The organism is Stenotrophomonas sp. YJH_SMC_54, from assembly GCF_059368435.1.
Map to the genome: position 1 here is coordinate 18,405 of NZ_JCAFRS010000005.1, position 18,821 is coordinate 37,225.

Genomic DNA, 18,821 nt, shown 5'->3' on the forward strand with positions numbered 1-18,821 from the left:
TGCGCTCGTCACTGCCTACACTATTGCCGTGTCCTTGCTCCCGTCGCCACTGAAATCCACCGCGTTGCTGACCCTGGCCTGCCTGTCGGCGACGGCCGCCGTGGCCCAGGCGCAGGAGGCCGAGCCGCGCAACCGGGTGGTGATCGTCGAGAACGTGAAGTTCGACTATGCGCAGGTGCTGAACGTCGAGCCGGTGTTCCAGACCCTGCGCGCGACCCGCACCGAGGAGCATTGCGAGCCGATCTCGACCCGCACCCTGGCCCCGGTCAACGTCACCGGTGAAGAGCCGGTCGAGGACAAGGGCCGGATCAGCCGCTTCTGGGACTCGGTGCGCTCGATGTTCAAGCGCAGCGATGAAGAGGTCTCCGAGGAGACCGCCGCCGAGACGCCTGCCCCGGCACCGGCCAACAACGGCCCGATGCTGACCCGCGACTGCCGCATCGTGCCGGTCGGGCGTGAATTCCGCCGGCCGATCGCCTATGACGTGGATTACGTCTACAAGGGCACCAAGTACCGGTCGCGCCTGCCGGAAGACCCCGGCAACCGGCTGAAGATCCGGGTTTCGATCACCCCCTGGGTCGGCCCCGAGCAGGGCGCCGCCGGTAATCCCTGATTCTGCGACCCCGGCCCCTTGCGTCGGCCCCGGCCGCATGCAAAGATTGGCGGCCATGAAGCTCACCGACTTCCAGCACGACAGCAGCGCAGCCCGACAGGCGTCGGGCATGACCTCGCGTGCGCGTCGACCGGAACCCCACATCCTCGCTGGGTAACCGGAGCTTTCTGCTGTTCGTCCGAAAAAAACCCAGCCCGCCGGCTGGGTTTTTTCGTTTCCGCGCTTCAAAAATGCATGTGCTGAAAGCTGCAACTGCAACCTTTTCGATCCACCTTTGCTTCCTGCTTTTCCCTTCCACCGCGTCGAACCCGGCGCCGCCACGCAAGGAAAGATGATGTCCCCCAAGCACTTCCTGAACACCCAGGACTGGAGCCGCAGCGATCTTGACGCGCTGCTGACCCAGGCCGCGCTGTTCAAGCGCAACAAGCTCGGCGACCAGCTCAAGGGCAAGTCGATCGCGCTGGTGTTCTTCAACCCCTCCATGCGCACCCGCACCAGCTTTGAACTGGGCGCGTTCCAGCTCGGCGCCCACGCGGTGGTGCTGCAGCCGGGCAAGGATGCGTGGCCGATCGAGTTCAACCTCGGCACGGTGATGGACGGCGATACCGAAGAACACATTGCGGAAGTGGCCAAGGTGCTGGGCCGTTACTGCGACATCATCGCCGTGCGTGCGTTCCCCAAGTTCATCGACTGGGCCTACGACCGCCAGGACATCGTCCTCAACAGCTTCGCCAAGTATTCGCCGGTGCCGGTCATCAACATGGAGACCATCACCCACCCGTGCCAGGAACTGGCCCACGTCATGGCCCTGCAGGAGCACTTCGGCACCCAGGACCTGCGTGGCAAGAAGTACGTGCTGACCTGGACCTACCACCCCAAGCCGCTGAACACCGCCGTGGCCAACTCGGCACTGACCATCGCCACCCGCATGGGCATGGACGTGACCCTGCTGTGCCCGACCGCCGACTACATCCTCGACGATCGCTACATGGGCTGGGCCGAGCAGAACGTGGCCGAGAGCGGCGGTTCGCTGAAGATCAGCCATGACATCGACAGCGCCTACGCCGGCGCCGACGTGGTCTACGCCAAGAGCTGGGGCGCGCTGCCGTTCTTCGGCAACTGGGAGCCGGAGAAGCCGATCCGCGACCAGTTCAAGCACTTCATCGTGGACGAGCGGAAGATGGCACTGACCAACAACGGTGTGTTCAGCCACTGCCTGCCGCTGCGCCGGAACGTGAAGGCCACCGACGCGGTGATGGATTCGCCGCAGTGCATCGCCATCAACGAAGCCGAGAACCGCCTGCACGTGCAGAAGGCGATCATGGCGGCGGTTGCCGGGCGCTAGATCGAACAAGGGGTAGCGCCGACCGTTGGTCGGCTGCTCCCGCAGCGGCGCATCCAACATTCCAGCCGACCAACGGTCGGCTCTACCGAATTCCCATCCCCCAAGTGGACCTGACTCCCATGAGCAACAAAGACGTCGTTCTCGCCTTCTCCGGCGGCCTGGATACCAGCTTCTGCGTGCCGTACCTGCAGGAGCGCGGCTACAACGTGCACACCGTGTTCGCCGACACCGGCGGCGTGGATGATGAAGAGCGCGATTTCATCGAAAAGCGCGCCGCCGAACTGGGCGTGACCAGCCACGTCACCGTCAACGGTGGCCCGGCCATCTGGGAAGGCTTCGTCAAGCCGTTCGTGTGGGCCGGCGAAGGCTACCAGGGCCAGTACCCGCTGCTGGTCTCGGACCGCTACCTGATCGTCGATGCCGCGCTGAAGCGTGCCGCCGAACTGGGCACCAACATCATCGCCCACGGCTGCACCGGCATGGGCAACGACCAGGTCCGCTTCGACCTGGCCGTGAAGGCGCTGGGTGACTACCAGATCATCGCGCCGATCCGCGAGATCCAGAAGGAACACACCCAGACCCGCGCCTACGAGCAGAAGTACCTGGAAGAGCGCGGCTTCGGCGTGCGCGCCAAGCAGCAGGCCTACACCATCAACGAGAACCTGCTGGGCCTGACCATGTCCGGCGGCGAGATCGACCGTTGGGAAGCCCCGGGCGAGGGCGCCCGTGGCTGGTGCGCACCGCGCAGCGAGTGGCCGGAGCAGGCGCTGACCGTCACCCTGAAGTTCGTTGAAGGCGAAGCCGTTGAACTGAACGGCAAGGCGCTGCCGGGCGACCAGATCCTGGCCCAGCTCAACAAGCTGTTCGCCCCGTACGGCGTCGGTCGCGGCGTGTACACCGGCGACACCGTGATCGGCCTGAAGGGCCGCATCGTGTTCGAGGCCCCGGGCCTGGTCTCGCTGCTGGCCGCACACCGCGCGCTGGAAGATGCGGTGCTGACCAAGCAGCAGAACCGCTTCAAGCCGGACGTGGCGCGCAAGTGGGTGGAGCTGGTGTACGAAGGCTTCTACCACGACCCGCTGAAGACCGACATCGAAGCCTTCCTGAAGTCCTCGCAGGCCAAGGTCAACGGCGAAGTGGTGCTGGAAACCCGCGGTGGCCGCGTCGATGCAGTGGCGGTGAAGTCGCCGCACCTGCTCAACACCAAGGGCGCCACCTACGCGCAGTCGGCCGACTGGGGCGTGGAAGAGGCCGAAGGCTTCATCAAGCTGTTCGGGATGAGCTCCACTGTCTATGCGCAGGTCAATCGTGGTTGACCTGTGACGGGGTGCCGGCCGCTGGCCGGCGCCTCGCAACGTCGATGGAGGGTAGTGCCGGCCGCTGGCCGGCTCGTGGCACGGCTGGATCATTGCGGAGCCGGCCAGCGGCCGGCACTACCGATTTCGAACCCTACGGATATTCAGACACATGCTTGAACAGACGCTCGATCACCTGCAGGCCCTGGTGTCTTTCGACACCCGCAACCCGCCGCGTGCGATCACCACCGGTGGCATCTTCGATTACCTGCGCGCGAACCTGCCCCGCTTCAACGTCGAGGTGATCGACCATGGCGCGGGCGCGGTCAGCCTGTACGCCGTGCGTGGTACGCCGAAGTACCTGTTCAACGTGCACCTGGATACGGTGCCGGACTCGCCGCACTGGAGTGCGGACCCGCATGTGATGCGGCGCCTGGACGACCGCGTGGTCGGCCTGGGCGTGTGTGATATCAAGGGCGCGGCCGCTGCACTGGTGGCTGCGGCCAATGCCAGCGATGGTGATGCCGCGTTCCTGTTCTCCAGCGATGAAGAAGCCAACGATCCGCGCTGCATCGCCGCGTTCCTGGCCCGCGGCATTCCGTACGACGCGGTGCTGGTGGCCGAGCCGACCATGAGCGAAGCGGTGCTGGCGCATCGCGGCATCAGCTCGGTGCTGATGCAGTTCGCCGGTCGTGCAGGGCACGCCTCGGGCAAGCAGGATGCGGCTGCCAGCGCGCTGCACCAGGCGATGCGCTGGGGCAACCGCGCGCTGGACCATGTGGAATCGCTGGCTTCGGCGCGCTTCGGTGGGCTGACGGGCCTGCGCTTCAACATCGGCCGCGTCGAAGGCGGGATCAAGGCCAACATGATCGCGCCCGCTGCTGAAGTGCGCTTCGGCTTCCGGCCGCTGCCGTCGATGAACATCGACGCGTTGCTGGCCACCTTCGCCGGTTTCGCCGAGCCGGAAGCGGCGTTGTTCACCGAAACCTTCCGTGGCCCCAGCCTGCCGGCCGGCGACATCGCCGAAGCCGAGAACCGCCGCCTGCTGGCACGTGACGTGGCCGATGCGCTGGAACTGCCGATCGGCAACGCGGTGGACTTCTGGACCGAGGCCTCGCTGTTCTCGGCCGGTGGTTACACCACGCTGGTGTTCGGCCCGGGTGACATCGCCCAGGCCCACACCGCCGATGAGTTCGTGACGCTGGAGCAGTTGCAGCGCTACACCGACGCCGTGCACCGCATCATCGCCGCCGGCGCCTGATTCTTCCCTTTCCGACGAAACCGAAATGTCTCCTGCCCTCCAGCCCCATCGCCAGACCCGCCAGACCATCGTGCGCCTGCTTTCCAGCATGGCCAGCGCGAAGGAGATCAGCCAGTACCTCAAGCGCTTCTCGCAGCTGGATGCCAAGCGCTTCGCCGTGGTCAAGGTCGGCGGCGCGGTGCTGCGCGACGACCTCGACGCGCTGACCTCTTCGCTGTCGTTCCTGCAGGAAGTCGGGCTGACCCCGATCGTGCTGCACGGCGCCGGCCCGCAGCTGGATGCCGAACTGTCGGCCGCCGGCATCGAGAAGCAGACCGTGAACGGCCTGCGCGTGACCTCGCCGGAAGCGCTGGCGATCGTGCGCCGGGTGTTCCAGCAGTCCAACCTGCGGCTGGTCGAGGCGCTGCAGCAGAACGGCGCGCGCGCCACCTCGATCACCGGCGGCGTGTTCGAAGCCGAGTACCTGGATGTGGATACCTACGGCCTGGTCGGCGAGGTGAAGAAGGTCAACCTGGCACCGATCGAGGCCAGCCTGCGCGCCGGCTCGATCCCGGTCATCACCAGCCTGGGCGAGACCGCCGGCGGCCAGATCCTCAACGTCAACGCCGACTTCGCCGCCAACGAGCTGGTACAGGAACTGCAGCCGTACAAGATCATCTTCCTGACCGGCACGGGCGGCCTGCTGGACGAGGCGGGCAACGTGATCGATTCGATCAACCTGTCCACCGAGTACGACCACCTGATCGCGCAGCCGTGGATCCACGGCGGCATGAAGGTGAAGATCGAACAGATCAAGGATCTGCTCGACCGCCTGCCGCTGGAATCGTCGGTGTCGATCACGCGCCCGGCCGACCTGGCCAAGGAACTGTTCACCCACAAGGGTTCGGGCACGCTGGTGCGCAAGGGTGAAAAGGTGCTGCGCGCCACCGCCTGGAACGAACTGGACCTGCCGCGCCTGAAGGGCCTGATCGAATCCAGCTTCGGCCGCGCGCTGGTGCCGGACTATTTCGAGAAGACCAAGCTGTTGCGCGCCTACGTCAGCGAGAACTACCGCACCGCGGTCATCCTCACCGACGAGGCAGAGGGCGTGTACCTGGACAAGTTCGCCGTGCTCGACGACGCGCAGGGCGAGGGCCTGGGCCGTGCGGTCTGGAACGTGATGCTGGAAGAGACGCCGCAGCTGTTCTGGCGCTCGCGCCATGGCAACCCGATCAATCACTTCTACTACGCCGAATCCGACGGCTGCTACAAGCAGGACCACTGGAAGGTATTCTGGTTCGGTGCCGATGGCATCGACCGGATCAAGACCTATGTCGATCATTGCGCGCAGCGCACCCCGAGCCTGCAGGGCTGAGCAATGAGCAACCTCGATGCCTGGAACACGGTTCCTACCCTGCGCGGCCAGCACGTAACCCTGCAGCCGCTGCAGATGGAACACGTGCCCGGCCTGCGCGATGCGCTTGAAGGCAGCGGCCTGGACCAGCTCTGGTACACCCAGGTGCCGTCGCCGGAACAGGCCGAGACCTATGTGCGGGCCGCGCTGCAGGCGCAGAGCGAAGGCAAGGTGCTGCCGTTCGTGATCCGTGATGCGGCTGGCGGAATCGTCGGCAGTACCCGTTTCTATGACATGGATGCCGGTGTGCCGAAACTCAGCCTCGGCTACACCTGGTATGCGCCGCGCGTGCAGCGTACCGGCGCCAACACCGAAGCCAAGCTGTTGCTGCTGCAGCACGCCTTCGAAACGCTGGGCTGCATCAGCGTGGTGCTGGAAACCAGCTGGTTCAACGCCACCTCGCGCACTGCCATCGCCCGCCTCGGCGCCAAGCAGGACGGCGTGCTGCGCAATCACAAGCGGCATGCCGACGGCACGCCGCGCGACACCGTCATCTTCTCCATCATCGATGCGGAATGGCAGGGCGTGAAGCGCCACCTGCAGTACCGCCTGGACAGCCACGCATGAACGATTCGACCTTTACCCTTGGCATCGTCGGTGCCCGCGGCCATACCGGTGCCGAGCTGATCAAGCTGGTGGCCGCCCATCCGCGGCTGGAACTGGCTTTCGTCTCCTCGCGCGAGCGCGCCGGGCAGCGCCTGTCCGACCATCACCCGGAATTCCAGGGCGATCTGCAGTACGAGAACCTGGACGCCGACGCGGTGGCGGCCAAGGGTGTGGACGCAGTGATCCTGGCCCTGCCCAATGGCCTGGCCGCACCGTTCGTGGCTGCGCTGGAAGCCGCGAAGCCGGACACCGTCATCGTCGATCTCTCGGCCGACTATCGCTTCGACAACAGCTGGTACTACGGCCTGCCGGAGCTGACCCGCGGCCGCTACAACGGCCAGAAGCACATCAGCAACCCGGGCTGCTATGCCACGGCGATGCAGCTGGCGGTGCATCCGCTGCTGGACCTGCTGGCCGGTCCGCCGCAGTGCTTCGGTGTCTCCGGCTACTCCGGCGCCGGTACCACGCCGTCGGACAAGAACAACGTCGAACTGCTGGCCGACAACCTGATGCCCTACGCGCTGACCAACCACGTGCACGAGCGCGAGGTGTCGGTGCAGCTGGGCGTGGCTGTTGAATTCATGCCACATGTCGCGCCGCATTTCCGGGGCATCACGCTTACCGCCAACCTGTGGCTGAACCGCGTGCAGACCCGCGAACAGATCGTCGAGCGCTTCCAGCAGGCCTATGCCGGCGAACCCCTGATCGACGTGGTGGATGACGCGCCGTGGGTCAGTCGCATCGCCGGCCGACACGGTGCCCAGGTCGGTGGCTTCACGCTCGCGCCGGGCGGCAAGCGGGTCGTCGTGGTGGCGACCCTGGACAACCTGCTCAAGGGCGCGGCCACCCAGGCCATGCAGAACCTCAACCTCGCGCTGGGCATCGATGAACTGATGTCCATCCCGCACTGAACACGCCTTCCGGAGCCCCCATGGCAGACCTTCTTTGGCAGAAGCCCGGCGTCGCTGTCGACGCCCAGATCCAGACCTTCCTCGCCGGCGACGACGTGATCCTCGACCGCGAGTTCTTCCTGCATGACATCGCCGCCAGCGCCGCACATGCACAAGGCCTGCAGCACATCGGCATCCTCAGTGCCGACGAGCTGGACGGCCTGCTGCGCGAACTGGAGGTGCTGGCGCAGGACTTCCGCGAAGGCCGCTTCGTGCTCGATACCCAGTATGAGGATGGCCACTCGGCGATCGAAGCGCGCCTGACCGAACGCCTCGGCGATGCCGGCCGCAAGATCCACACCGGCCGCAGCCGCAACGACCAGATCCTGGTCGCCACCCGCCTGTGGCTGAAGGAGAAGCTGCAGCGCGTGGCACAGCTCAGCGCCGAAGTGGCCAAGGTCGCGCTGGACCGCGCACAGGCCGAGAAGGACCTGCCGATTCCCGGCTACACCCACATCCAGCGCGCCGTAGTGTCCTCGGCCGGCATGTGGTGGGCGGGCTGGGCCGAGGCCTTCATCGACAATGCCATCCGCGCGCGTGACACCCATGCGCTGGTCGATGCCAATCCGCTCGGCACGGCTGCCGGCTACGGCGTGAACCTGCCGCTGGACCGCGAACACACCACGGCCGCGCTCGGTTTCGCGCGCATGCAGATCTCGCCGATCTACGCACAGCTGTCGCGCGGCAAGTTCGAGCTGGCCGCGCTGGAAGCGCTCGGTGGTGCCACGCTGGACCTGCGCCGCATCGCTTGGGACCTGTCGCTGTTCACCAGCGCCGAGTTCGGCTTCGTCGCGCTGCCGGCGCAGTACACCACCGGCAGTTCGATCATGCCCAACAAGCGCAACCCGGACGTGATCGAGCTGATGCGTGCGACCCACGCCAGCGTCGCCGCAGCGCGCACCGAGATCGAGCAGCTGCTGTCGCTGCCGTCGGGCTACCACCGCGACCTGCAGTCGTCCAAGGGTGCCATCTTCCACGGCTTCGGCCGTGGCCTGGCCGCGCTGGAGCTGCTGCCGGCGCTGCTGGCCAACCTGGAATGGCGTGACGACAAGCTGCGTGCGGCCATCGATTCGGGCATGTATGCCACCGACGTGGCGGTGGAAGCGGCCGTGGCCGGCGTGCCGTTCCGTGAGGCCTACAAGGCCGCTGCGGCCGGTGCCGACAGTGCAGGGCAGGGGCGTACCCCGGAAGGCAGCCTCGCCGCGCGCGTGTCGCCGGGTTCGGCCGCCGACCTGCGCCTGGACGAACTGCGCGCGCGCTGGCAGGCGCTGTCCTGATGGCGGGCACTGTCTACCTGGTGATGGCGATGCGCCGGCCGGACTTCAACGATGCAGCGGTGCAGCCGCACCGCGATTTCCTCGATGCGTTGCAGGCGCAGGGCAAGCTGCAGCTGACCGGTGGTTTCGCCGACGGCAGTGGTGGCGCCTATGTGCTGTGCAACGTGGACAGCCTGGCGCAGGCGCAGGCCATCGTCGCCACCGATCCGCTGGTGACGATGCAGGCCTCCGAGCTGACCGTGCACGAATGGAACACCCGCTGAGACACTGACCGATGATCCCGCACGCTGCCAACGTCGCCTCGCCGTTCCCCGAACAAGCGCTGCCGCCATGGCGGCGTGCGGTGCTGAAGGTCGGCAGCAGCCTGCTGGCAGCCGATGGCGGCGGCCTGTCACCACGCCACGCGCTGGGCCTGGCGCAGTTCGTCTCGGCCAATGTCCTGGCCGGGCGCGAGGTGGTGATCGTGTCTTCCGGCGCGGTCGCTGCCGGGCGCGCGATCCTGCCGCGGGCCGATGAGCCTGGCGCGGCGATGGCGGCGCGGCAGGCGCTGGCTGCGCTCGGCCAGGCCCAGCTGATCGGGCTCTGGCAGCGCTTCTTCGAGCGCCCGGTGGCGCAGGTGCTGCTGACCCATGACGACCTGCGCAACCGCCGCCGCTACCTCAACGCACGCGCCACGCTCAACGAACTGCTGCGGCTGGGCGCGTTGCCGGTGGTCAACGAGAACGACACCGTGTCGGTGGACGAGCTCAAGCTTGGCGACAACGACAACCTGGCGGCGACGGTGGCGGCGCTGGTCGATGCCGATGCGCTGTTCATCGCCACCGATATCGATGGCCTGTACAGCGCCGACCCGCGCACCGTGGCCGACGCGCGGCCGCTGCACGACGTGCCGGAACTGAGTGACGAGGTGCTGGCGATGGCCGGCGGCGCCGGCTCGCGCGCCGGTACCGGCGGCATGCGGACCAAGCTGGAAGCGGCAGCGAAGGCGGGTCGTCTCGGCATCGAAACCTATCTGTTCAATGGCCGCAGCGGTGACGTGGTACGCGCGCTGGCCCAGGACCGCCTGTTCGGTACCCGTATCCACGCCGCGCGCAGCCGTGAGGCGGCCCGCAAGCACTGGCTGCGGCACGCGCCGCTGGTCGAGGGAGCGATCGTGATCGATGCCGGCGCGGCGCAGGCGATGCGCGAGAAGGGCGCCTCGCTGCTGCCCGGCGGCATCACCGGCGCGGAGGGCATGTTCCGCCGTGGCGACATGGTGCAGGTGTGCTGGAACGCGCCACAGGGCCGCGTCTGCGTGGCGCGCGGCGTCAGCCAGTACGCGGCCGATGATGTGCGCCGGATCGCCGGCCGCCATTCGCGCGACATCGAGGCCGTGCTGGGCTACAACTACGGTGGCAGTGTCGTCCATCGCGACGATCTGGTGCTGCCATGACCGGTTTGAAGGACTCCCCGATGAGCGAAATCGAAGCGCAGGCGCGTGCCTGCCGTGACGCGGCCCAGATCGTTGCCGGCCTCGACAGTGCGGCGCGCCGCACGCTGCTGCTGGCAATGGCCCAGGCACTGGAAGTGAATGCCGGGCTGATCCTGGCCGGTAATGCGCGCGACCTTGCCGCTGCGCGCGAGAAAGGCATTGGCAGTGCCATGCTCGACCGCCTGGCGCTGGACCCGGCACGCCTGTTCGCGATGGCCGAAGCCGTGCGTGAGGTCGCCGCGCTGCCCGATCCCGTCGGCCAGATCACCCGCGACGATGTGCGTCCAAACGGCATCCGCGTGCAGAAGGTGCGCGTGCCGCTGGGCGTGATCGCGATGATCTACGAGGCGCGCCCGAACGTGACCGCCGAAGCGGCTGCGCTGTGCCTGAAGGCCGGCAATGGCGTGATCCTGCGCGGTGGTTCCGAAGCGGTCCACTCCAACACCGCCATCGCCCAGGCGCTGGCCGTCGCCCTGCAGGCCAATGGCGTACCGGCGGCGGCAGTGACCGTGCTGACCGACCTGCGCCGCGAAGCAATGCTGGAGCTGCTGCAGCTGCATGAACTGATCGATCTGGCGATTCCGCGCGGCGGCGAAGGCCTGATCCGCTTCGTTTCCGAGCATGCGCGGGTGCCGGTGATCAAGCACTACAAGGGTGTCTGCCACCTGTTCGTGGATGCCAGCGCCGACCTCGGCAAAGCCATCGACCTTCTGGTGGACGGCAAGTGCAGCCGTCCGTCGGCCTGCAACTCGCTGGAAACCCTGCTGGTGCATCGTGATGTGGCCGAAGCCTTCCTGCCGCGCGTGGCGCAGGCGCTCGGTGAGCGTGGCGTGGAGCTGCGCGCCGACACGAACGCGCAGCCGCTGCTGCCGGGCAGCACCGCCGCCAGCGAAGACGACTACGCTGCCGAGTTCCTCGACCTGGTGCTGGCCGTGCGGGTGGTCGACGACCTCGATGCGGCCATCGCGCATATCCGTGCCTATACCTCCGACCATACCGAAGTGATCGTCACCGAAGACGCCGGCCATGCCGAGCGCTTCGTCAACGCACTGCGCTCGGCGGTGGTGATGGTCAATGCCTCGTCGCGCTTCTCCGACGGTGGACAGCTGGGCCTGGGCAGCGAGATCGGCATTTCCACCACGCGCCTGCATGCGTACGGCCCAATGGGCCTGGAAGCACTCACCGTCGAACGATTCGTCGTGCGCGGTGAAGGGCAGACGCGCAAGTAGATCCACGCGATGCGCGGATGCCCTTCGCGGTAGACCCCGGTGCCGACCAAGGTCGGCGCCCACCAGGCCCAAGCGCCGACCAGGGTCGGCAGCTACCCAAGCAAGCGCCGACCCGGGTCGGCGACTACCGGGGCGTCACACCACCTCGCGGCGGATACCGATCGGCCGCGCGTGATCGTCCATGTGCAGCGTGGCGGCCTTGCAGCCCAGCAGGCGCTCGGCAAGGCCGGTGCTGGCACCCAGATCGGCCGCGACTTCATTGAGGCTGGCCAGCGGTCGCGGCAGGCGTCGCTCGTGGCCACGGAAGCGCGCGCGGTTGTACTCGGCCCAGCCGATCAGCAGCACGCTGGCACACAGCAGCATCAGCGGCAGTGCCACCAGCACATAGGGGTCGAACTGGCTTTGCCGTTCGTACAGCTGCTGCCAGGCCAGCTGGCCGCCGATCAGCCACGAGAACAGGGTCACCAACGGTGCCCACAGGTAGAAGTAGAACCCCCAGAACGCGAGGGTGACGAAGCCCCAGGCGGTGCGCTGGAAGCGTGGTTGGCGATGCGGCTTGCGAATCATCCGCGAGTCGAAGCGGTTGGACGGGCGTTGTGCGTTCATCGGATCCCCCGATCGGGACTGGTCCAGGTGGCGCGCTTGCTGCGACGGCGCAGCAGGGTCTTCGGCAACGCCACCAGGGTGGTGGAAAGACTGATCAGCCAGTACGCCATCGGGTACCAGATGACCCAGAAGTAGTTGCGTCCAATCTGTGTTTCGTAACGACGGTCGATGATCAGGCTGCTGGCGAACTGCATCAGGCAGACCAGGGCCAGGATCACGCCATGCCATTGCGGCAGCAGGCTGGCGATGTACAGCTGCGGCGGTACGTCGATGAGCTTGCCCAGCACCCACAGCACCACGATGAACAACATGGTGTAGGCCCAGATCACGCTCAGCACGTACTCCAGCAGTACGCCCCACATGCGCCGTTCCTTCCAGTGCAGCAGTGAACGCGCATGCCGCAGCATCACTTCCACGCCACCCTGCGCCCAGCGCAGCCGTTGCCGCCACAGACCCTTCAGCGTTTCCGGCATCAGGATGAAGCACAGCGCGTTGGGTTCGTAGCGGATGTCCCAATGCGCACGCTGCAGGCGCCAGCTGATGTCGATGTCCTCGGTCACCATGTCGTCCGACCACCAGCCGACCTGGTGCAGGGCGGTGCGGCGAAAGCCTGCGATCACTCCGGAGATGGTGAAGATGCGCCCGTACACGCGCTGCGCGCGCTTGATCATGCCGATGATCGAGGAGAATTCGGCCACCTGCAGGCGTCCAAGCAGGGTGGAACGGTTGCGGATGCGCGGGTTGCCGGTGACCGCACCGACGCGGTTGCCGCTGACCAGGTGCCAGACCATCCAGTGCAGGGCGTGTTCCTCCAGCATGGCATCGCCATCGATGCACACCAGGTACTCCGAGCGGGCCGCCAGCGCACCCATGCGCAGCGCGTTGGCCTTGCCGAGGTTGCGGTCCAGGTGCAGCACGCGCAGCCGCGGATGCTTCGCCGCCAGCACGTCGAGCCGGGCGCCGGTGTCATCACTGCTGCCATCGTCGATGGCGATCACCTCGTAGTCGGCCGGATAGCGCTGTGCCAGCGCCGCGCCGAGTGTGTCGTCGAGGTTCGGGGACTCGTTGTGGCAGGGAATCAACAGGCTCGCGAACGGTGGATCGACCATCAGCGGCGGGTCGTTGCGTGGGCGCGAATGGCGTTCGCGCCGGAAGTAGTAATACAGGCCGCCCGACATCCAGAAGAACGCCATCACCATCGGGTAGTAGAAGGCGAACTGGAACAGGACCTGCAGCAGCGGGTGCATGTCCATGTCACTTCTCCGGGTACGGGAAGTTGCCGGCGGACATCGCCGCGCGGGCATCATGGGTGGAAGGCTGGCCGGCGATGAAGTCATCCGGGTACCAGGCGAAGTGGTGCACGCCGTGCGCCTGCAGCTGGCGGATCTGCGCGCGCAGCCGCTCGGCGGGAATCGGTTGCCCGCTGCGCCAATCGACGGTCTGCAGTTCGAACAGGGTGTGCTGCAACTGGGGATCGTGCGCACGCACCGCGGCCAGCAGCTGGTCGAGCCAGCGTTCCGGATGCCTGCTGCCTTCCATCCACGGCATCGCCATCAGTGCGGTCTGGTCGTAGGCCTTGTTGAACAGGTCCAGGCGCTGCGCGAACCAGGCCTCGCTCTGCGGACGCAGCACCGGCTCCGCGTACAGGTTGCGCACTGTGGCCAGCTTCGGCCGCCAACGCTGCGCACTGTCGCGCAGGGCCAGGGTGAAGTCGATCAGCGCCCGGGTGCGAGCGCTGCCATCGTCGCCGGCCGCCAGCGTGGGCAGTTCTGTGTCGCGCAGGTAGCCATCATCATGGAAGAGCAGGCCTTCGAAATACGAGTTGACGGCCAGATCCTCGTAGATGTCGAGCATGATCTGGCGTGCCTTCGGATTGGTGAAGTCCAGCCGGTACATGCCGTCGGCATCGCCGTTGTCGATCGCCAGTGCCTTGCGCTGCACGGGGTCGGGCAGCTCGAAGCCGAGCACCGGCAGCCATGCGTAAACCTTCACCCCCGCGCGCGACTTCAGCTGCCAGGCGACCCGGCTGAACAGGTCCGCGCGCATCGGCATGTGCCGGTTGGGGAAGTACAGTGCATCGGCGGTGTTGTTGCCGTCCGGATCGGCGAACGCCTGCAGGTAGACGTGGGTGGGCGAAATGCGCTTGACCCGCTCGATCAGCGCATCGAGGTTGCGCCCCTGCTGCGCCGGGTCCGGGTCGTACACATCATCCAGGTCGACCTGCAACGCGCGGATGCCGTCGAGCGCAACGTCGCGCCGCAGCTCGTAGGCCAGGCCCTCCACGGTCGGGTTGTCGCTGACCAGGAAGCGCGCCAGCCCATGCAGGTCGCTGGCCACTGGCGTGCTGCGGCCTTCCAGATCGAAGGACACCGGCATGCCCAGCTGTTCGGCGATGTCGTTGCTCAACTGGTTGTAGGCGGCGTACGGCCAGACGATGGCGCGCGGGCGCACGCCCAGGTGCTGCTGGATGCGCTGCACGCTGCGGCCGAGATCGGCGCGCAGGCGCTGCTCGTACTGCGCCTCGCTCTCATAGCTGCGCGTGGCCGGCCGGTAGATGCGGGTGACCACCGCTGGCGTCGAATTGCCCTGCGGATTGGCAAGCACTCCGTGGTGCAGGTCGTCGGTATGGCTGGCCACTTCGATCAGGCCGCTGTCGTGCATCTGCTTCAGCTGCGCCCAGGTAACGAAGTCATCGTGGCCGAACGGCCGGTAGCCATAGTCGATCGTGCGCCCGGGCGCCATGTCCACGTAATCGGTGATCACTGCCACCAGCGCCGGGTAGCGGTACGCCTGCAGCAGCGGGAACGCCTTGTCGTAGACGCTGCGCAGGCCATCATCGAAGGTCAGCAGTACCGGTTTCGGTGGCAGCGTGGCGCGTCCCTGGGAGGCGTCGATCACCTGCGACAGCGACACCGGGTGGTAGCCGTGTGCCCCCAGCCAATCCAGGTGCGCGGCGAAGTTCTGCGTGCTCACCGCGTAGGTGTCGGCGTCGCCCTTGGCCGCGACCCGGTCGCGGATGTCGTGGTAGCTGAGGATCAGCAGGCCGTTGTCAGTGGCATCGAGATGCAGGGCCTGCTGCGCGAACGCCGGCGGCGTGGCGGCCAGCAGCAGGAGCACGATCAGTCGCAGGATGCGGGCCATGTCACTCTCCCCAGCGCAGTGCGGCTTCGAAGCCGATATGACGCTCGCGGTGGCCGTCGTAGACCGGCCGCGACCAGCGCACGCCGTACTCGAACACGCGGCCCTGGCCCAGCTGCCACTCGTGCATGTAGGACACCGAAGGGACCAGAGCGCTGCCGAAGCCGTCCTGCCAGTAGTCACCCAGCGAGACCGTCAGGCGGTGCCGGAAGTGGCGCTCGTAGTGCCGCCACAGCTGCTGGTCGATGCGCAGCCCGATCTCGACCATGCGGTCGCGCTTCGGGTTGAAGTAGGGCGCGTCGTCGCGGCTGCCCCGGCTGGTGTAGGCACTGGCCAGGCCGTCGATCAACCAGCGCGGGCGGGTCAGCAGGCGCTGTTCGATGCTGGTGCTGAACAGCTCGCGGTGGTTGCCGTCGTCGTAGCGGAAGCGGCTGGCGCCGAACATCCAGTGGGTCAGCTCGCTGCGCCGGTAGTCGACCTGCGCGCTCACGCTGTCAGCGGTGATGCCCGCCACGCGCGCCTGCATCGAGGCTTCCGGGTCATTGCGTGCGGCCACCAGCCCGGCATGCCAGTAATCGTTGAACTGCCAACCCACGCCGATGCGCAGGCCGGTATCGCCAATGTGGTCGTTGGCGCGCAGTACCGCCGCTTCCGCATCCAGCTGGCCAAAGCGGTAGCGTACGCCCGCGCCCAGCCACAGCGGGTCGATGCGCTGGTCCTGGAAGTCGACCGAGCGCCTGTCGGCGAAGGCGAACAACCGCCAGCGGTCGTCGAGCACCGGTGTCTGCACTTCCATGCCGTAGTGACGGTCGTTGTTGCCCAGCGGCGAGGTGCCGCCACCGCCGGAGCTGCGACCAATGTCGGTCCATGCCTTCAGCTGCCAACCGCGATGCGCCCGCCAGGCCTGGTCCATGCGTTCGACGGCGGGTTGAGTCGGGTAGTGTGCGACAAGATCGTCGTGCAGTGGCCTTGCCAGGTCATCACGCTGCAGGGCGACGTAGGCCTCCTCCATGCCCAGCCGCGGCTCGATGTCGCGAGGGTCCAGCGCATGTGCCATCTGCTGGCGCTGCAGTGCCATGCGTGGCCATCCGCGCATCATGTACACGCTGCCCAGCGCGCTCTGCAGGCCGCCGTTGCCCGGTGCGATGTCGACCATCGATTCCAGGTCGTGCTGTGCGGTGCGCAGGTCGCCACTGTAGGCGCGTACCATCGCCAGATTCAGGTCGGCCTCGTAACGTGACCAGTTCGCGTACGGTGACTTGCCGTTGCTCCAGCGCCACGCCGGCTCCTTGTCACGCCAGGCCTGCAGCAGGTCGATCGCCTTTTCCTGCTGCTCGCTCTCCAGGTAGGCATAGGCCAGTTCCGAGTGCGAAGCATCGCGTGTCGGGTCGCCGGCCACTGCCGCCTGCAGCACCGGTATGGCTTCTTCCGGATGCAGGGTGCCCATCAGCGAATCGCCGACCGCAGGCAGCACATAGTCGGGCAGGGCATGGCCTTCGGCCTGCAGTGCGCGGGCTTCCTCGCGCACCTGCGCATGGCGGCCCAGCCGGTTGAGCAGGATCAGCCGGTCCATGCGGACGCGAAGCGGCGCCTGCGCGGGCGGGGTGCCTTCGCTGCCCAGGTAGCGCTGCATGCGCGCCAGGGTCGATTCGGCTTCTTCCAGGCGGCTGTCTTCGCTGCTGCTGTAGGCCAGGCTCCAGACCACAAGCTTGGCCAGGTAGTCGCCTTCGATGCGCTGCTTCTGTGCAGCGTCGAACAGCTGTGGGCGCTGCTGGTACAGCTCCCAGGCGCGCCAGGCGTTGCCGATGTCGCCCAGGGTCAGTACGCGCAGCTTGAACAGCAGGTCGTCGTTGGGTTGCTCTTGGCTGGCGCGCTCGATCGCGCCGAGGGCATCCAGCCAGCGGGCTTGGTCGCGGTAGCGGCCGATCTCGGCCAGGGCCGCCTCGCGGTCAGGCGGGGCAGCGCTGCTGGCCCAGGCCAGGGCGGTACAGGCAAGGCCGACGCAGAGCGCCAGCCGGCGGTGGACAACCATTGGGGACCCCCTTGGCTTCCGAACCAGACAACCTGAGAAATGTGACGCACATCACATGCCAGCTTTTGGCGTGGCCGTGGCCCGCGTCACTCCCTTCGTGCATTCCCGTCCAGCAAGGACGGATACAAACCCGGACAGCGACCTGCAATGTCTTGTCTGAAACGAGAGTCCCCCGCACACCGAATGGCGGCCTGGGCGGCGCTGCCGCCCCCATGCCCGATGCCGGCACGCGGCAAGGATGGGCATTCGTGGGCACTATCCGCCCGGAATTGTCAGCCCGGTGTCAAAATGCGCAGACGGGCTGACGAGCGGTAGGTAGGGCCGGTTGCGAGGCCCTGCGCGGCTTACCAGAGGTCTTCCAGCTTGCGCGGCTTGCAGGCCACCCAGGAGGCGCACAGCATCAGGGTGGCGCAGCCGAACAGGAAGCTGAACGGGAGCGTCCAGCCGTTGCTGACCGTATGCAGCCAGCCGACCAGGAACGGCCCCAGGCAGCTGAAGCTGTAACCCACGCCCTGCATGAAGCCGGACAGTGCCGCCGAGCCGGTGGGGGTGCGCGTGCGCAGGTTGATCAGGGTCAGCGCCAGCGGGAAGGTGGATGGACCGACGCCGAGCAGGCACGCCCACAGCAGGGGGGCCTTCATCGGTGCCAGCAGCAGGCCGGTGAAGGCGATCACGAACGAGAAGAAGCCGATCAGCACCAGCGGGAACGGGTTCTGCATGCGAACTGCCATGGATGGAATGACCAGCGACGGCAGCAGCCCGAGCGCCGAGAACACCGCCACCATCACGCCACCAAAGGCCGGTGTGCCGCCGGCCTCGACCACGATGCGTGGCAGCCAGGTGAACATCGAATAGGTCATCAGCGAAGTCATGCCGAACATCAGCGTCATGCTCCAGCCCAGTGAGGTGCGCCAGACTTTCCCATGCGGCTGTGCGGCCGGGTCGGTGGCATCTGCCTGCGGCTTCGGTGCGCGCCTGGCCAGAACCAGCCACGGCAATGCTGCGGCCAGTGCCAGCAGTGCCCACATGCCCAGCGACACGCGCCAGCCTGCGGCGTTGGCCACCGGCACCGCCAGCAGCGCCGGCAGCATGGTGCCCAGCTGCAGCACGCTGATGTAGAGCGTGCTCATGGTGCCGACCTTGTTGGCGAAATAGCGCTTCACCAGCGGCGGCACCACCACGTTGCCGATGCCCATGCCGGCCAGTGCCACCACCGAACCCAACAGCAGCGTGCCGACGTTGCCGGCGCTGGAACGCAGCAGCAGGCCGGCCATCGCCATCACCATCGCCAGCAGCGTGGTGCGCTCCAGGCCCAGGCGCCGCGCCAGCGCCGGCGTGGCCACGCCGAACAGTGCGAACGACGCGGTCGGCAGCATGCCCAGCACGCCGGTCATGGTGGTACCGAAACCGAACTGCTGGCCGAGCACGTCCAGCAGCGGGGTGATCGAGGTGACCGCGGTGCGCAGGTTGATCGCTGCCAGCAGGATCGCGGCGAATGCGAGGACGCGGCCGTGCAGCAGCGACGGCGAATCGGAAGTGGAGGAACTCATCGGTGGTCCTTGCAGGTGTCGCACGCCGGGGCAATGGCATGCAGCGCCGGCATCG

At 67.1% G+C, this 18,821-nt stretch carries 16 protein-coding genes; 11 read left to right on the forward strand and 5 right to left on the reverse strand.

Annotation, left to right across the window (positions count from 1 at the left end):
• The first annotated feature begins 49 nt into the window (after positions 1-49).
• The 11 genes from AC5P5S_RS07210 (at position 50) to AC5P5S_RS07260 (ending at position 11,440) form a co-directional block, all read left to right on the forward strand.
• Entirely contained in the window at positions 50-613 is a 564-nt protein-coding gene (locus tag AC5P5S_RS07210; RefSeq protein ID WP_024958440.1) for a glycine zipper 2TM domain-containing protein, read from the forward strand.
• 334 nt (positions 614-947) lie between these two features.
• Complete coding sequence (locus AC5P5S_RS07215) at positions 948-1,958, forward strand: N-acetylornithine carbamoyltransferase (protein ID WP_005410369.1); 1,011 nt, start codon at positions 948-950, stop codon at positions 1,956-1,958.
• Positions 1,959-2,077: 119 nt separating this feature from the next.
• Positions 2,078-3,274: an argininosuccinate synthase gene (locus AC5P5S_RS07220; protein ID WP_005410368.1), complete on the forward strand. Its 1,197-nt coding sequence runs from the start codon at positions 2,078-2,080 to the stop codon at positions 3,272-3,274.
• A gap of 151 nt (positions 3,275-3,425) precedes the next feature.
• Positions 3,426-4,514, forward strand: a complete 1,089-nt coding sequence (locus AC5P5S_RS07225; protein WP_062607442.1) for an acetylornithine deacetylase — start codon at positions 3,426-3,428, stop codon at positions 4,512-4,514.
• A 25-nt stretch (positions 4,515-4,539) separates the two neighbouring features.
• Entirely contained in the window at positions 4,540-5,868 is a 1,329-nt protein-coding gene (locus AC5P5S_RS07230) for an acetylglutamate kinase (RefSeq protein ID WP_005410366.1), read from the forward strand.
• Positions 5,869-5,871: 3 nt separating this feature from the next.
• Complete coding sequence (locus tag AC5P5S_RS07235) at positions 5,872-6,474, forward strand: GNAT family N-acetyltransferase (protein WP_049418141.1); 603 nt, start codon at positions 5,872-5,874, stop codon at positions 6,472-6,474.
• Entirely contained in the window at positions 6,471-7,424 is a 954-nt protein-coding gene (argC, locus tag AC5P5S_RS07240) for an N-acetyl-gamma-glutamyl-phosphate reductase (protein ID WP_049395390.1), read from the forward strand. Before AC5P5S_RS07235 ends, argC begins: the two co-directional genes overlap by 4 nt.
• Before the next feature lie 20 nt (positions 7,425-7,444).
• Positions 7,445-8,740, forward strand: coding sequence for an argininosuccinate lyase (gene argH / locus AC5P5S_RS07245; protein ID WP_005414004.1), 1,296 nt, complete (start codon positions 7,445-7,447; stop codon positions 8,738-8,740).
• Positions 8,740-9,003 carry a YciI family protein gene (locus tag AC5P5S_RS07250; RefSeq protein ID WP_005414003.1) on the forward strand — a complete coding sequence of 88 codons (264 nt, stop codon included), beginning with the start codon at positions 8,740-8,742 and terminating at the stop codon, positions 9,001-9,003. Before argH ends, AC5P5S_RS07250 begins: the two co-directional genes overlap by 1 nt.
• Before the next feature lie 11 nt (positions 9,004-9,014).
• Positions 9,015-10,172: a glutamate 5-kinase gene (gene proB / locus AC5P5S_RS07255; RefSeq protein WP_043035348.1), complete on the forward strand. Its 1,158-nt coding sequence runs from the start codon at positions 9,015-9,017 to the stop codon at positions 10,170-10,172.
• The gene (locus AC5P5S_RS07260; protein WP_005410360.1) at positions 10,169-11,440 is read left to right on the forward strand and encodes a glutamate-5-semialdehyde dehydrogenase; all 1,272 of its coding nucleotides are present in this window, start codon (positions 10,169-10,171) and stop codon (positions 11,438-11,440) included. The genes proB and AC5P5S_RS07260 overlap by 4 nt, the downstream gene beginning before the upstream one ends.
• Positions 11,441-11,575: 135 nt before the next feature.
• Here AC5P5S_RS07260 and pgaD read toward each other — a convergent pair whose 3' ends face one another.
• The 5 genes from pgaD to AC5P5S_RS07285 form a co-directional block, all read right to left on the reverse strand.
• Entirely contained in the window at positions 11,576-12,046 is a 471-nt protein-coding gene (gene pgaD, locus AC5P5S_RS07265) for a poly-beta-1,6-N-acetyl-D-glucosamine biosynthesis protein PgaD (protein ID WP_005410359.1), read from the reverse strand.
• Positions 12,043-13,299, reverse strand: a complete 1,257-nt coding sequence (pgaC, locus tag AC5P5S_RS07270) for a poly-beta-1,6-N-acetyl-D-glucosamine synthase (RefSeq protein WP_062607438.1) — start codon at positions 13,297-13,299, stop codon at positions 12,043-12,045. The genes pgaD and pgaC overlap by 4 nt, the downstream gene beginning before the upstream one ends.
• A gap of 1 nt (position 13,300) precedes the next feature.
• Positions 13,301-15,187, reverse strand: a complete 1,887-nt coding sequence (pgaB, locus tag AC5P5S_RS07275; protein WP_062607436.1) for a poly-beta-1,6-N-acetyl-D-glucosamine N-deacetylase PgaB — start codon at positions 15,185-15,187, stop codon at positions 13,301-13,303.
• Position 15,188: 1 nt separating this feature from the next.
• Positions 15,189-17,216: a poly-beta-1,6 N-acetyl-D-glucosamine export porin PgaA gene (gene pgaA / locus AC5P5S_RS07280; protein ID WP_062607434.1), complete on the reverse strand. Its 2,028-nt coding sequence runs from the start codon at positions 17,214-17,216 to the stop codon at positions 15,189-15,191.
• Positions 17,217-17,560: 344 nt separating this feature from the next.
• A complete protein-coding gene (locus tag AC5P5S_RS07285) occupies positions 17,561-18,766 on the reverse strand; it encodes a CynX/NimT family MFS transporter (RefSeq protein ID WP_033832954.1) in 1,206 nt (401 codons plus the stop codon).
• Positions 18,767-18,821: the final 55 nt, after the last annotated feature.